Below are 13,045 nucleotides of genomic sequence, written 5' to 3'. Positions count from 1 at the left end.
GCAACCGGAGGTATGGATGGGGCATCGCGGCCGGCCGGCCATGCCGTGGCGGCAATCCGCAGGCCTCCAGACGGCTGGAACGCTCTACTTGGCCGAGAACCGGACGAGGCCGTCGTCGTCGACGTGGCGCGACACCCGCCCCTCGAACACCAGCCGGTTGAGATGGGCGAGCGCCTCGCCCATCGCGAAATTGATCTGGTGGCCGTCGAGCGCGCGGTTGAACAGGGAGTCGAGCAGGTCGGCCGCCGGCACCGCGTCCCGGCCCAGCAGCTCGAGCACCCTGTCGAGCCGTTCGGCGTGGTGGTGCTTCAGCTCCGCGATGCGCGCCCTGGCGTTCCGGAACGGCTCCCGGTGCGAGGGGAGCACGAACGTCTCGGGCGTCAGCGCCGCCTCGAGGCGATCGAGGGACCGCAGATAGTCGCCGAGCGGGTCGGCGAGCGGTTCCCACGGCCAGACGCTGACGTTCGTCGTGATCTTGGGCAGGATCTGGTCGCCGGCGATCAGGATGTCGTCGGCCTCGCAATAGAGCATCGCAAGGTCCGGCGAATGGCCCTGGCCGGTCATCACCAGCCACGACCGGCCGCCGATCTCCGTCCTGGTGCCGGGGCGAAGCCGCTCGTAGGACTGCGGCAGCCGCACGCCGGTATCGTAGAGAACCGTCTCGGTCCGGTAGCGTTCGAGCATCTCCGGCGACAGGCCGTTGCTCCCGTAGAACCGGGCCCGCAACTCGAAATCGTCCGTATACAGCGACCGCAGCGCGAGGTTCGCGGCCATCCATTCCAGCTGCGTCATCTGCGGCACGAGGTTCCACCGCTCGCAGATGAACGCGCAGTTGCCGGCATGGTCGGGATGGAAATGGGTGACGATCAGCCGCGACACCGGCCGGCCGCCCAGCCGATCCTGCCACGCCGCCTCCAGCAGGTCGCGGGTCTCGGCATCGCCCCAGCCGCAGTCGATCATGGTGAACCCGTCGCCGTCCTCGAGCAGCCAGAGGTTCACCTGGCGCAGGCTCCGGAACGGCACCGGCACGTTGAGGCGGTGGATGCCCGGCGCGACCTCGTGCAGGCCGGGTCCGACCGATGGCGGTGCGGCCGTGTTCACGGGCAAGCGCTCCCGGGACCGGACCCGGCGCGCGCGGCCCGGCCCGGCAGGCAACCGCATTGCGGGGAAGGCTGGAATGGCATTGGGAGGTCTCCGACGGCAGGGGCGGCACACTTATAGCCGCATCGACTGGAAACGCACATTCCCAGCGCACCGCGAGCACGTCTACCCTCGCACGGGATCAAAGCGTTGTAAAATAGCTACTTGAAGAAGCTATTCCGGCGGGCTTAGACTGCAGGTGCGGGAGGCGCCCGGCAGGACGCCCGGGACGGAAGGTGTTGCGACGTGATCGAAGCGGGAGACTTGAGGCGGGCCTTGGGCAGGTTTCCCACCGGCGTGGCGATCGTCACGGCGGCGGCCGGCGGCGAGCCGGCCGGGATGACGGTCAATTCCTTCTCCTCTGTATCGCTGGATCCGCCCCTGCTTCAGTTCAGCATCGACCGGAAGGCGCGCAGCCTCGATATCTGGAAGGCCACGCAGCATTTCGCGGTGCACATCCTCGCCGAGGACCAGATCGACCTGTCGAACCGGTTCGCCAGGTCGCTGGCCGACAAGTGGACGGACACCAAGGTCGCCGGCGGCCTGGGCGGCGCGCCTGTCCTGGAAGCGTGCCTGTGCGTCTTCGAATGCGCCAAGTGGGCCGAGTACGACGGCGGCGACCACCTGATCTTCCTCGGCCGGGTCGAGCGGCTGACCCACGACGACGACGCGCGCACGCCGCTGGTCTTCCACCGCGGCAACTATCGCAGGCTCGCCGAGAAGACCGGCAGCCTGGACTTCGCCGAGGATGCGCTGCTCCTGCATGGCTGGTAAGTAGACGACCGAACCGAACGGGACTCCGGAGACCATGGCGATAAACAAGGAACACAAGGAATTTCATGCCGTCGATTTCAGCAGCGGCTGGGAGACGCCTCCCGGTTATCCGGCGGGGATCGAGCAGAAGATCCTGTCGGGCGGCCTCGACGAGACGGCAAAGCGCGGCACCCGCAGCAGGCTGCTCAGGTTCCAGCCCGGCGTCTTCACGACCGCGCCGTTCGTGCACGACTACTGGGAGGAGGTCTATCTCGTCTCCGGCGACCTGACCGTCGGCAACGACGAGAACGGCGAGGGCGGCGAGGCCTTCCAGCCGAACACCTACGCCTGCCGGCCGCCCGGCGCCTACCACGGTCCCTTCAAGTCCGAGGGCGGCTGCATCCTCTTCGAAATCCACACCTACGACCCGGTCTGATGGCCGGCATCGCGCCCGAACCGGTATCGGCGCTGGCGCAGCGACTGCGCCAGGGGTCGACCACCTCCGAAGCGCTCGCCGAGGCGGCCATCGCCGCGATCGAAGACCCCTCGGGCGAGGGATCGCGCGTCTTCATCGAGGTCGACGCGGACAGGATCCGGGCGCAGGCCCGCGCAAGCGACCTGCTGCGCGCGCATGGTGCCTTGCCGCCGTCGCCGCTGGCGGGCCTGCCGGTCAGCATCAAGGACCTCTTCGACGTCGCCGGCGAGGTGACCAAGGCGGGCTCGGTGGTGCTTGCCGACCAGCCTCCGGCGAGGTTCGACGCACCGGCGATCGCCCGGCTGCGGGCCGCCGGCGCGGTGCTCGCCGGCCGCACCAACATGACCGAGTTCGCCTATTCCGGCGTCGGCCTCAATCCGCATTACGGCACGCCCGCCAACCCCTGGGACCGTGCCGCCGGCCGCATCCCCGGCGGCTCATCGTCGGGCGCGGCCGTCTCCGTCACAGACGCCATGGCGGCAGTCGCGATCGGCACCGATACCGGCGGCTCGTGCCGCATTCCCGCTGCGCTGTGCGGCCTGGTCGGGCTGAAGCCGACCGCCTCGCGGATCCCGCTGGAGGGTTGCTATCCGCTGGCGCCGAGCCTCGATTCGATCGGGGCGCTCGGCCGCAGCGTAGACTGCGTCGCGACCACGGCCGCCGTCATGGCCGGCGAACGGCCGCAGCCGGTGGTCCCGGTCGAGCCGGCGCAGCTGCGCATCGCCGTGCCTCGGACCTACGTTCTCGATGGAATGGACGCCGAGGTCGGCCGCAGCTTCGAGACGGCGCTGTCGCGCCTGTCGGAGGCCGGAGCGACCCTGGTCGAGGTCGTGCTGGACGACCTCGGCAAGCTTCCGGAGCTCTCCGCCGGCGGCGGCATCGTCGGCGCGGAAGCGGCCCCGATCCACGCCGACACCGTCGCCCGCGCCGGCGACCGCTATGATCCGCGCGTGCTGGCCCGCATCGAGTTCGCGCAGAAGCTGACCTCCGCGGATCACCGGAGGCTGCTGCGGCGCCGGGCGGAACTGATCGACGCGATCGCCGGCGAGTGCTTCGGCTTCGACGCGCTCGCCATGCCGACGGTGCCGATCGTCGCGCCGCTGTTTTCGGAGTTCGATGACGACGAGCGGTTCGGCGAGCTGAACCGGCTGCTGCTGCGCAACCCGACCGTGTTCAACCTGCTCGACGGCTGCGCCATCTCGCTGCCCTGCCACGAGCCGGGCGCGGCGCCGGTCGGCCTCATGCTCGGATCGTTCGGCGGCCGCGACGCGGAGCTGATGCGTGTCGCCGCCACGGCCGCGCCGATCGTCGGCCCCTCATTCGGATGAGGGAAACTCGACGCTCCGGTAGGCGTGGGTGATCGATCGGCCGAGCACCGGGTCGCTGAGTGACATCTCGAATGACGCGCTCTTGCGGACGCCGCCGCGCGCCGGCGGCGTGCCGCACAGCATCGCGGTACGCTCGCCGAACGAGCCGCCCTCGGCCCTGTTGCGCTCGATCAGGTCGCCGGGCGACAGCATCGCGCTCAGCGGCCCTTCCTGATAGAGCGTCCTCGTGCCGTTTTCCTCGATCCAGGATTGCAGGACGAGCTGGTCCCAGTGCGGCGCCACGTCGTCGAACAGCCACAGCGCCGGGGCGCAGGGCTTGTCGCACATCTGCTTCGAGACGGTGATGTCGTAGGCCTCGACGCCGCGGTCGGTGTGGTCGGAGGCAAGCCCCACCCACAGCCGGTCGCCGTCCCGGATGACCAGGACCTCGGCCTCGCCGCTGCTCTCGCCGGCCAGCACCTCGATCTCGGGGGCGGTGGTCAGCCGGCTGGCGGATGCACGGTAGAACACCGGCGCCTTGTCGGGGCGCTTTATGCCGAGCTCCTCGAGCTCGGCCATGTGCGCCTCCATCTTCTCGCGGTCGCGTCCGGTCCATCCCGCGATGATCAGCCGGTCGATCGCGATCGTGCGCTTGCTGGCGCCGTCGGCAATCGTCTCGCAGTCGAATTCGAGGTGAGCCATGGGTCCTGCCGGTCCTTGATCGGTTCAGAGCTGGTTGGTCGGCGTCGTCTCTCCGGCCGGGCCTTCGTAGCCGGACATCAGGCCCTCGATCATGGCATCTCCGCGCTCCCAGTCATACGTGCGGAAGCTGTGGCCGCGGGTGACGAACTGCGCGCCGGCGTAGAACATCTCGTACTGCGTGTGCCGCGAGGCGAATTCCGACCCGACCGCATCCCACGCCACCTTGAGGAACTTCACGCGCTCCTCCGGAGAGGCGGCGGGCGATCGCTGCGTCGTGCGGATGATCCGCTGCAGGTCCGGGTCGGCGAAGTCGGCGATCGAGGACGGCAGCATGATGAACGCGCCGCCGGCCAGCTCGCGCAGCTTGCGGATGATCTGCGGATAGAGCTCCTGGGTCAGCACCTGGGCGCCGTAGACGTGGTGGCGGTTGGGGACGTAGTAGTCGCCGTACGACGACCCCTCCGCCTCCATGCCCGCCAGCATCGCGTCGACCATGCCGGCCTGCGCGGCCAGGTGGCCGAGCTGCTCGCGCACCGACGGGATCGCCATGGTGCCGATCATCTCGGCGGTCTTGCGGGCGAGCGCCACCAGGAACCGCAGCTTTACCGACAGGCGGATCTGCGCCTGGTAGTTCTGGTAGATGTGCCCCGGCGTGTCGTGGAACTGGGCCCGGCACATGTCGACGTCCCGGTGAACGAAGACGCGGTCCCACGGCACCTTGACGTCCTCGAAATACATCAGCGCATCGTTTTCGTCGAAGCGCGACGACAGCGGATTGTCGAAAACGGAGACGGCGTTGGCCTCGTACGACTTGCGCGACAGCACCCTCAGGCCGGGTGCGTTCATCGGCACGGCGCATGAGAACGCCAGGTCCTCCTCGCCGGGCTTCAGCGGCTGCAGGTTGGCGACGAACACCTCGTTGGCCATGATCGAACTGGTGCCGAGCATCTTGGCGCCGCGGATGGTGATGCCGGTCGAATCCTCGTCGACGATCCGTGCGACCAGTTCGTCCGCCTGTTCGCCCCAGTCCTTCGAGCGGTCGGCCTGCGGGTTTATGATCACGTAGGTCAGGAACAGGTCGTTGCTCGAGGCGTAGTCGTAGTAGTCGGCGAATGCCCTGGCGCGCGCCTCGTCGTACCGGCGGAACACGTCGAGCCCCATGATCTGGCCGGTGATCGCCGAGGCGAGATGATCGGGCGAGCGTCCCAGGAAGCCGAACGACACCTCGGCCCAGGCCTGCAGCGCCTTGCGGCGATGGACCAGCTCCTTGTAGTCGCGCGGCATCTGCCAGCCGCGGTTGATCCGCCGGTTGCTGCCGTTCGGCGCGAACGTCATCAGCTCGAGGTTTTCCCGCTGCGCCTGGAAGTCGTACAGGGCGCCGGCGGAGGCGACGGACCGGCGGAAGGCGGGATGCTCGGTGACGTCTCCGGCCAGCTGGCCGTCGATGTAGACGGTTCGTCCGTCCTTGAGGGACTGGATATGGTCCTGTCCGGTCTTAACGTCGGTCATCCTGGATCCTCCTCGTGGGGTCGGTCGCAAGGCGCAGCCGCAGTGATGCTTCTTGAGGCAACGTCGTTGGCAATTACCTAACTATAGAAGCTTTTCAGCATTGCCAATACCTGTTATGAATTTCGCTCTGTCGTCTCCAGAAGGCAGGCGGCAGCAACGATTCGGGCGGTCGGTTCACCTGTGGTCCGTGCCGCCGAGCAGGGGAAAATTCGACATGACACAGTCTATTCTGAAGGGTATCGCCGTCGGCGCGCTGGCTCTCGCCGCAGTGGCCGCGGCGGCGCCGTCGGCCATGGCGCAGGACGGCAAGCAGATCCGTATCGGCGCGATCGTGCCGAGCAGCGGTCCGTTCGCCGAGTGGGGGCGCACCAACACCGTCACGCTGAAGATGCTGGAGGACAAGGTCAACGCCGCCGGCGGCGTCAACGGCGCCAAGCTCGAGATCGTCATCTACGACGACGCCACGAAGCCCGCCCAGGCCGCCAACTCGCTGCGCAAGCTCGCCGGCGACGACAACGTCCTGGCCGTCGCCGGACCGCTCACCAGCAGTGCCTGCGAGGTCACCTTCCCGGTCGCCAACCAGATGGAAATCGTGGCCATGTCGCAGGCCTCCTCCAAGCCCGGCGTGGCGGCCAACAACCGGCCGTGGGCCTTCCGCAACACCGTCGACGAGGCGATCCTCGCCGAGGAGTCGGTTCCCTATCTCGTCGACACCTTCGACGTGAAGGACGTCGCGGTGATCTACGACGCCAAGGACGCCGTCTCGACGGCGATCGCCACCAAGATCATGCCGGGCATCCTGAAGGAGCACGGCGTCGAGGTGCTGAACGACGGCGACTTCCTGTCCTTCAACACCGGCGAACTCGACGTCAGCGCGCAGGTGACCAAGATCATCTCCCTCGACCCCGACGCCGTGGTGATCGGCGCCGACTATTCCGAGGCGATCACGGTCATCCGCGAGATGCGCCGGCAGGGCTTCGTCAAGCCGGTGATCGGCGGCACGCCGCTGATCTCCTCGGCAATCCTGCACGCCGCGCCCGATATCCCGATCATCGCGCCGGCGACCTTCTATGCCTCAATGGACGAGCCGCGCGCCAAGGAGTTCGTCGCCGAGCTGCAGCCGCTGCTGAAGGAGACCTCCGGCCTGCCCGAGTCGATCGAGCCGAGCATGTACGACGCCAACATCTACGAGAACGTCAGCATGTTCATCGAGGCCGTCGAGAAGGCCGGCGTGACCGGCAATCCCGACGACCTTGCCGCCGACCGCACCAAGATCCGCGACTACATCACCAACCTGAAGGGCTTCGAGGGCCTCGGCGGTCCGATCTCGTTCAACAAGGACGGTGACGCCGAGAAGGCCTTCTTCATCGTCCGCGGGGAAGGCGAGAAGTGGACCACGGTGGTGCACGGCTGCAGTTCCCAGGGCGGCGACTGCTAGTATACCTCCCGCAAGCACGGGGCGCGGCAGCCGCCGCGTCCCGCCCCTCACCCTTGGCAGCCCGGTCGCACCGGTGGAGACCGCATGCTTTTGCAGCAGCTAATCAACGGCCTGACGCTCGGCGCCGTCTATACGCTGATTGCCCTGTCCTTCTCCCTCGTCATGGGCATCCTCGGCATCCTCAACATCGCCATCGCGGAACTGTTCATGCTGGCCGGCTTCATCGGCATCACGGCGCTGATGGCCGGATTGCCGTTCCCGCTGGCCCTGGCGGCGGGCATCGCCGGCGCGACCGTGGCGTCCGTCGTCATCAAGTTCGTCGCCTACGACCCGGTGCGCTCGTCCCCGGTGATCACGCCGCTGCTGACCACGCTCGGCTGCTCGATCATCATCCAGAACGTCGTGGTCAACTACTGGGGTTCCAATCCGCTGCAGCTTCCCTTCGAGTTCCTCGGCGAGCGGCTGCGCTACGGGCCGATCAGCATCGGCAGCATGCAGATCCTCGTGATGGCGACCTCGGTGGCCTCGGTCGCCGTGCTCGGCTTCATGATCCAGCGCACGCGGATCGGCCGCGGCCTGCGCGCCGCCGCCGAGAACCGCGACGTCGCGCGGCTGCTGGGCGTCTCCGCAGAGCGGCTGACGATCGTGGCGTTCGCCCTATCGGGCGTGCTGGCCGGCATCGCCGGCGTCCTGATCGGCATGCACTATGCCGCGATCACGCCCTATGTCGGGGTCGAGACCGGGCTGAAGGCCATCGCCGTCATGGTGGTCGGCGGCGTCACCCGCATCTGGGGCGCGCTCCTGGCCGGGCCGCTGATCGGCATCATCGAGGTGATGACCATCGCCCACGGCGGCTCGCAGATACGCGACCTCGTGGTCTACGGCCTGATGATCCTGATCCTGCTGATCCGGCCGCAGGGCCTGCTCGGCGGACGGTCGAGCGATACGGGCCAGCGCGTCTGATGTCGACCTATTTCGCAGGCCTCCTGGCCGATATCGGCATCCTCACGCTCGGCGCGCTGAGCGTCTACATCATCCTGTCGACCGGGCAGCTGTCGCTCGGCAATGCCGGGTTCATGGGCATCGGTGCCTATTCCGCATCGTGGCTGACGGTGGAAGCCGGCGTGCCGATGACGCTTGCCGTCGTCATCGCGGCGGCCGTGTCCGGGGTCGTCGGCGTCATCGTCGGGTTTCCCGCGCTGCGGCTGAAGGGTATCTATCTCGCCATGGCGACGCTCGGCTTCGGCGAGATGGTGCGAAGTTTCTTCCTCAATTTCGGGCCGACCGGCGGCGCCGCCGGCTATCACGGCATGCAGATCATCTCGGTCGGCTACATCTGGGCCTGGACCGGCGGCCTGGTCGTGCTGGTGATGGTGCTGGAGCGGTCCCGTCTCTGGCTCGGCCTGCGCGCCGTCCATGACGACGAGACCGCCGCCGAGCTGATCGGCCTCGACGCGGTTGCCCTCAAGGTCGGCGCCTTCGGCTTCGGCGCGGCGATGGCCGGCATCTCCGGCGCGCTGTTCGCCCACCACCACCTCTACATCGAGCCCTCGAACTTCGGCTTCCAGCACTCGATCGAGCTCGTCCTGGCCGTCATCCTCGGCGGCTCGACGATCGCGCCCGGCAGCATCTTCGGGGCCGGGCTCCTGATCCTGCTGCCCGAGTATCTGCGGTTCCTGGCGGACTGGCGGCTGGCGGCGTTCGGGACGCTGCTGATCGTCATCCTGATCGTGCGCCGGCAGGGCATCCTCGACCGGCAGCTCTACCGGCTGATCGGCTTCGGGAGGGCGTCATGACCGGCGAGACCCTGCTGTCGCTCGACCGGGCCACCAAGCGCTTCGGCGGCATCACCGCGCTGGACGGGCTGTCCTTCAACGTCACCCAGGGCGAGATCGTCGGCGTCATCGGGCCCAACGGCGCCGGCAAGACGACCCTGTTCAACGTCATCACCGGCGCCTACACGCTGACCTCGGGCACGATCTCCTACCGCGGCCAGTCGATCGGCGGGCTGCGCCCCCACCGGATTGCCGGCATGGGGATCGCCCGGACCTTCCAGAACATCCGGCTGTTCGCCTCGATGACCGTCTGGGAGCATCTGCTGGTCGCCCAGCCGCGCGGCAACGGCTGGAGCCACCTGCTTCCCGCCGCCATGGGCGACAAGGCGGCGCGCCGGCGCGCCGAGGAGGTGCTGACCTTCTTCGGGCTGGAGGATCTGCGCAACCGCGACGCCGCCACCCTGCCCTACGGCCTGCAGCGCCGCGTCGAGATGGCCCGGGCGCTGACCGCCGGGCCGAGGCTGCTGCTGCTCGACGAGCCGGTGGCCGGCATGAACGCCGACGAGGCGGAGGAGCTCAAGAGCCTGCTGGTGGCGCTGCGCGACCAGATGGGCCTGACCATCCTGCTGATCGAGCACGACATGTCGTTCGTGATGACGCTGTGCGAGTACCTGTTCGTCCTCGACTTCGGCAGCAAGATCGGCGAGGGCACACCGACCGTCGTGCGCCGCGACCCCAAGGTGCTCAGCGCCTATCTGGGAGACGACGAATGATCCTCCAGGTGCGCGACATGAAGGTCCGGTACGGCGCCATCCACGCGCTGCACGGCATCGATCTCGAGATCGCCCCCAACGAGGTGGTCGCGCTGATCGGGGCCAACGGCGCCGGCAAGTCGTCGGCCGTCAAGGCGATCGCCGGCCTGCTGCCGTATTCCGGCGAGGTCGTCTACGACGGCGCCCCGCTCCGGCCGGCCGGCGCCGAGCGCAACGTGCGCAAGGGGCTGGTCCTGGTTCCCGAAGGCCGCGGCATCCTCGGCGGCATGAGCGTCGAGGAGAACCTGCTGATGGGCATCTACAGCCGGCCCGACCAGAAGGCGGCGCAGGCCGATGTCGAGGCGATGATGGAGCGGTTCCCGATCCTCGGCGAGCGTCGCCACGGCAAGGCCAGCCTGCTGTCGGGCGGCGAGCAGCAGATGCTGGCGATCGCCCGCGCCCTGCTGGCGCGTCCGCGCCTCCTGCTGCTCGACGAGCCGTCGCTGGGCCTTGCGCCGAAGATGACGAGTTTCGTCTTCGATCTCATCGGGTCGCTGCGCCGCGACGGCCTGTCGGTGCTGCTGGTGGAGCAGAAGGCCCGCCAGGCGCTGAAGATATCCGATCGCGCCTATCTGCTCGAAACCGGACGGATCGTCGCGTCCGGTTCGGCCGAAAGTCTTGCCAACGATGATGTAGTCTCCGAAACCTTCCTGGGCGGCCGCGTCCAGGCGGGCAGCGAGAACACGCAGCATCGGTGAGGAAAGACCAGGAATGCAGACCAGAGCGAACACGCGCGCCGGCGCGACTGCCGCGACCAGGACGCCAACCCACCGGAGTGAGAAGAAGATTCCACTGACAACCTCGCGCGAGGAGCTGCTGATCGACGGCAGCGACCGCGCCTTCCGGGAGCTGGTGCACGACCTGTTCGGCTTTCTCGCCCGCCACGAGGAGATCCGGGCGGGCCACGCCGACGTGATCGGGCTCGGCGGCGTCGAATACACCGTTCTGATCTCGATCGCCCACCTCTCGGTTCTGGGCGACGTCAACGTCAAGACGGTGGCCGACCACCTGCATCTGTCCGGCGCCTTCATCACCTCCGTGACGCGGCGCCTGGTCGGACGCGGGCTCGTCCACAAGGAGGTCGACCCGACCGACCGCCGGCGGGTGACCCTGCGCGTCTCAGACGAGGGCTACGCCCTGCTCGAGGACCTCGCGCCGGTCCAGCGGCAGATCAACGACGTCGAGTTCTCCTGCCTGTCGCGCAAGGACTTCGACACGCTGCGCCGCATCGTCAAGAAGCTGATCGACAGCGGCGACGAGGCGATCGCGCTGCAGCACTACCTCCAGACCCGCACCAGATAGCTCAATCCGCCGAGGACGACCATGGAACTCAAGACGCGCCGCCAGTACACCATCATCGAGGACAGGGACGAGGATTTCGGCCGCCGCGCCGACACGCCGATCCGCAAGGCGGCGGTGATCGCGGTCATCGGGAACCCCTATGTCGGCCGCTACGTCGACGACCTGACGCCGATGATCCAGGCGAGCGCCGATCTCGGCCGGCTGATGGCGCGCCGCGTCGTCGCCGCGATGGGCGACGTCGAGGTCCAGAGCTACGGCAAGGGCGGCCTCGTCGGCATCGGCGGCGAGCAGGAGCACGCCAATGCCGTGCTGACCACCGAGTTCGCCAACCCGATCCGCGACGCGCTCGGCGGCGGCAAGGCATGGATCTCGTCGATGACCAAGGTGACCGCGCCCGGCACCACCGTCGACATCCCGATGAACCACAAGGACGACGTCTACGTCCGCTCGCACTACGACGGCATGACCATCACGCTGCCCGACACTCCGATGCCCGACGAGATCGCGGTGATCATCTGCGTCGCCAGCCGCGGCCGCCTCAACGCCCGGGTCGGCGGCCTCACCCACGAAGAGGTCCAGGCGCGCGGCTGAGCCGGCGGACGCAAGGGAGCAACCGATGCGCACGGCCATCGTCAATATCGGCGCCATCCTCACCGGCGACCTTACCGCCCCGACCGCATCCGGCGACGCGATCCTCATGGACGGCGGGCTGATCGCCAGCGTCGGCACCGTCTCCGACCGGGACCTGCAGTCCTGCGACGTCGTCATCGACGCGGCAGGGGCGATCGTGGCCCCCGGCCTGATCGATTCGCACGTCCATATCACCTTCGGCGACTACACGCCGCGGCAGCGCACCGTCGGCTTCCTGGAAAGCTACGTGCACGGCGGCACCACGACGGCGATCACCGCCTCGGAGGTCCATACGCCCGGACGGCCGAAGGACCCCGAGGGCGTCAAGGCGCTGGCCATCGCCGCCCTGAAGTGCTTCCAGGACTTCCGCCCCGGCGGCATGCGCGTCCATGCCGGCTCGGTCATCCTCGAGCCGGGGCTGTCGGAGGGGGATTTCGCCGAGCTGAGGGCGAAGGGCGTCTGGCTCGCCAAGGCCGGCTTCGGCGCCTTCGACGATCCGATCGAGTACGCGCCCTACGTGCAGATGGCCAACCGACACGGCATGGTCACCACCATGCACACCGGCGGCTCGTCGATTCCCGGATCGTCCGGCATCTGGGCCGAGCACGTGCTCGCCGCCAATCCGACCGTCTCGTTCCACGTCAACGGCGGCCCGGTGGCGATACCCGACGAGGACTTCCCGCGCCTCGTCGGGGAGTCCGACGTCGCCATGCAGGTCTGCACGGCCGGCAACCTGCGCACCACCTTGCTCGTCGCCGACCTGCTTGCGGAGGCCGGCCGGCTCGACCGGCTGCTGATTGCCACCGACACGCCGACCGGCAGCGGCATCATGCCGCTCGGGATGCTCTACACCATGACCCATCTGTGCTCGCTCTGCGGCATGGCGCCCGAGATCGCGGTCGCTGCGGCGGCCGGCAACAATGCCCGGGTCTACGGCCTGAACAGCGGCATCCTGGAAGCCGGGCGCGACGCCGACGTGATCGTCCTGGACGCCTGCGCCGGCGGCTCGAAGAACGACGCGCGCAGCGCCATATCGAACGGCGACATCCCGGCGGTCGCCGCCGTGGTCACCGCCGGCGTCCCGCGCTTCGTCGGCCGCAGCCGCAACACCCCGGCGCCGATCAAGGCGGTCAAGGTGGCGGAAAGCCGGGTCGTTCAGGACTTCTCCGGCTGAGGCTCCCCCGGCCGGCTTCCGCGAGCCC

At 68.4% G+C, this 13,045-nt stretch carries 14 protein-coding genes; 11 read left to right on the top strand and 3 right to left on the bottom strand.

The window, feature by feature from the left end; genetic code table 11:
• Window positions 1-84 precede the first annotated feature (84 nt).
• Window positions 85-1,101 carry an MBL fold metallo-hydrolase gene (locus V3328_RS04175; RefSeq protein ID WP_340328404.1) on the bottom strand — a complete coding sequence of 339 codons (1,017 nt, stop codon included), beginning with the start codon at window positions 1,099-1,101 and terminating at the stop codon, window positions 85-87.
• A 285-nt stretch (window positions 1,102-1,386) separates the two neighbouring features.
• Here V3328_RS04175 and V3328_RS04170 point away from each other — a divergent pair, with 285 nt between their 5' ends.
• The 3 genes from V3328_RS04170 to V3328_RS04160 are packed head-to-tail and all read left to right on the top strand — an operon-like array spanning window position 1,387 to window position 3,696.
• The gene (locus V3328_RS04170; RefSeq protein ID WP_340328403.1) at window positions 1,387-1,914 is read left to right on the top strand and encodes a flavin reductase family protein; all 528 of its coding nucleotides are present in this window, start codon (window positions 1,387-1,389) and stop codon (window positions 1,912-1,914) included.
• 34 nt (window positions 1,915-1,948) lie between these two features.
• Window positions 1,949-2,329 (top strand): cupin domain-containing protein, encoded by a 381-nt coding sequence (locus V3328_RS04165; RefSeq protein ID WP_340328402.1) that lies wholly within the window; start codon window positions 1,949-1,951, stop codon window positions 2,327-2,329.
• A complete protein-coding gene (locus V3328_RS04160; protein WP_340328401.1) occupies window positions 2,329-3,696 on the top strand; it encodes an amidase in 1,368 nt (455 codons plus the stop codon). The genes V3328_RS04165 and V3328_RS04160 overlap by 1 nt, the downstream gene beginning before the upstream one ends.
• On the opposite strand, the gene V3328_RS04155 is transcribed toward V3328_RS04160, so the two are convergent.
• A complete protein-coding gene (locus V3328_RS04155) occupies window positions 3,685-4,377 on the bottom strand; it encodes a DUF2848 domain-containing protein (protein WP_340328400.1) in 693 nt (230 codons plus the stop codon). The genes V3328_RS04160 and V3328_RS04155 overlap by 12 nt on opposite strands.
• A 24-nt stretch (window positions 4,378-4,401) precedes the next feature.
• Window positions 4,402-5,886: a 4-hydroxyphenylacetate 3-hydroxylase family protein gene (locus tag V3328_RS04150; RefSeq protein WP_340328399.1), complete on the bottom strand. Its 1,485-nt coding sequence runs from the start codon at window positions 5,884-5,886 to the stop codon at window positions 4,402-4,404.
• A 214-nt stretch (window positions 5,887-6,100) separates the two neighbouring features.
• Here V3328_RS04150 and V3328_RS04145 point away from each other — a divergent pair, with 214 nt between their 5' ends.
• The 8 genes from V3328_RS04145 (at window position 6,101) to V3328_RS04110 (ending at window position 13,017) form a co-directional block, all read left to right on the top strand.
• Complete coding sequence (locus V3328_RS04145; RefSeq protein ID WP_340328398.1) at window positions 6,101-7,324, top strand: ABC transporter substrate-binding protein; 1,224 nt, start codon at window positions 6,101-6,103, stop codon at window positions 7,322-7,324.
• Window positions 7,325-7,408: 84 nt separating this feature from the next.
• Complete coding sequence (locus tag V3328_RS04140; protein WP_340328397.1) at window positions 7,409-8,287, top strand: branched-chain amino acid ABC transporter permease; 879 nt, start codon at window positions 7,409-7,411, stop codon at window positions 8,285-8,287.
• The gene (locus V3328_RS04135; protein ID WP_340328396.1) at window positions 8,287-9,120 is read left to right on the top strand and encodes a branched-chain amino acid ABC transporter permease; all 834 of its coding nucleotides are present in this window, start codon (window positions 8,287-8,289) and stop codon (window positions 9,118-9,120) included. The genes V3328_RS04140 and V3328_RS04135 overlap by 1 nt, the downstream gene beginning before the upstream one ends.
• Window positions 9,117-9,872 carry an ABC transporter ATP-binding protein gene (locus V3328_RS04130; protein WP_340328395.1) on the top strand — a complete coding sequence of 252 codons (756 nt, stop codon included), beginning with the start codon at window positions 9,117-9,119 and terminating at the stop codon, window positions 9,870-9,872. Before V3328_RS04135 ends, V3328_RS04130 begins: the two co-directional genes overlap by 4 nt.
• Window positions 9,869-10,609, top strand: a complete 741-nt coding sequence (locus V3328_RS04125) for an ABC transporter ATP-binding protein (protein WP_340328394.1) — start codon at window positions 9,869-9,871, stop codon at window positions 10,607-10,609. Before V3328_RS04130 ends, V3328_RS04125 begins: the two co-directional genes overlap by 4 nt.
• A 13-nt stretch (window positions 10,610-10,622) precedes the next feature.
• The gene (locus tag V3328_RS04120) at window positions 10,623-11,213 is read left to right on the top strand and encodes a MarR family winged helix-turn-helix transcriptional regulator (protein ID WP_340328393.1); all 591 of its coding nucleotides are present in this window, start codon (window positions 10,623-10,625) and stop codon (window positions 11,211-11,213) included.
• 21 nt (window positions 11,214-11,234) lie between these two features.
• Complete coding sequence (locus V3328_RS04115) at window positions 11,235-11,804, top strand: amino acid synthesis family protein (RefSeq protein ID WP_340328392.1); 570 nt, start codon at window positions 11,235-11,237, stop codon at window positions 11,802-11,804.
• Window positions 11,805-11,829: 25 nt separating this feature from the next.
• Complete coding sequence (locus V3328_RS04110) at window positions 11,830-13,017, top strand: amidohydrolase family protein (protein WP_340328391.1); 1,188 nt, start codon at window positions 11,830-11,832, stop codon at window positions 13,015-13,017.
• Window positions 13,018-13,045: the final 28 nt, after the last annotated feature.

This window comes from Microbaculum marinum, assembly GCF_037855135.1.
GTDB lineage: Bacteria > Pseudomonadota > Alphaproteobacteria > Rhizobiales > Tepidamorphaceae > Microbaculum > Microbaculum marinum.
Note: the sequence above shows the minus strand (reverse complement) of the source record. Positions and strands in the feature narration are given on the sequence as shown.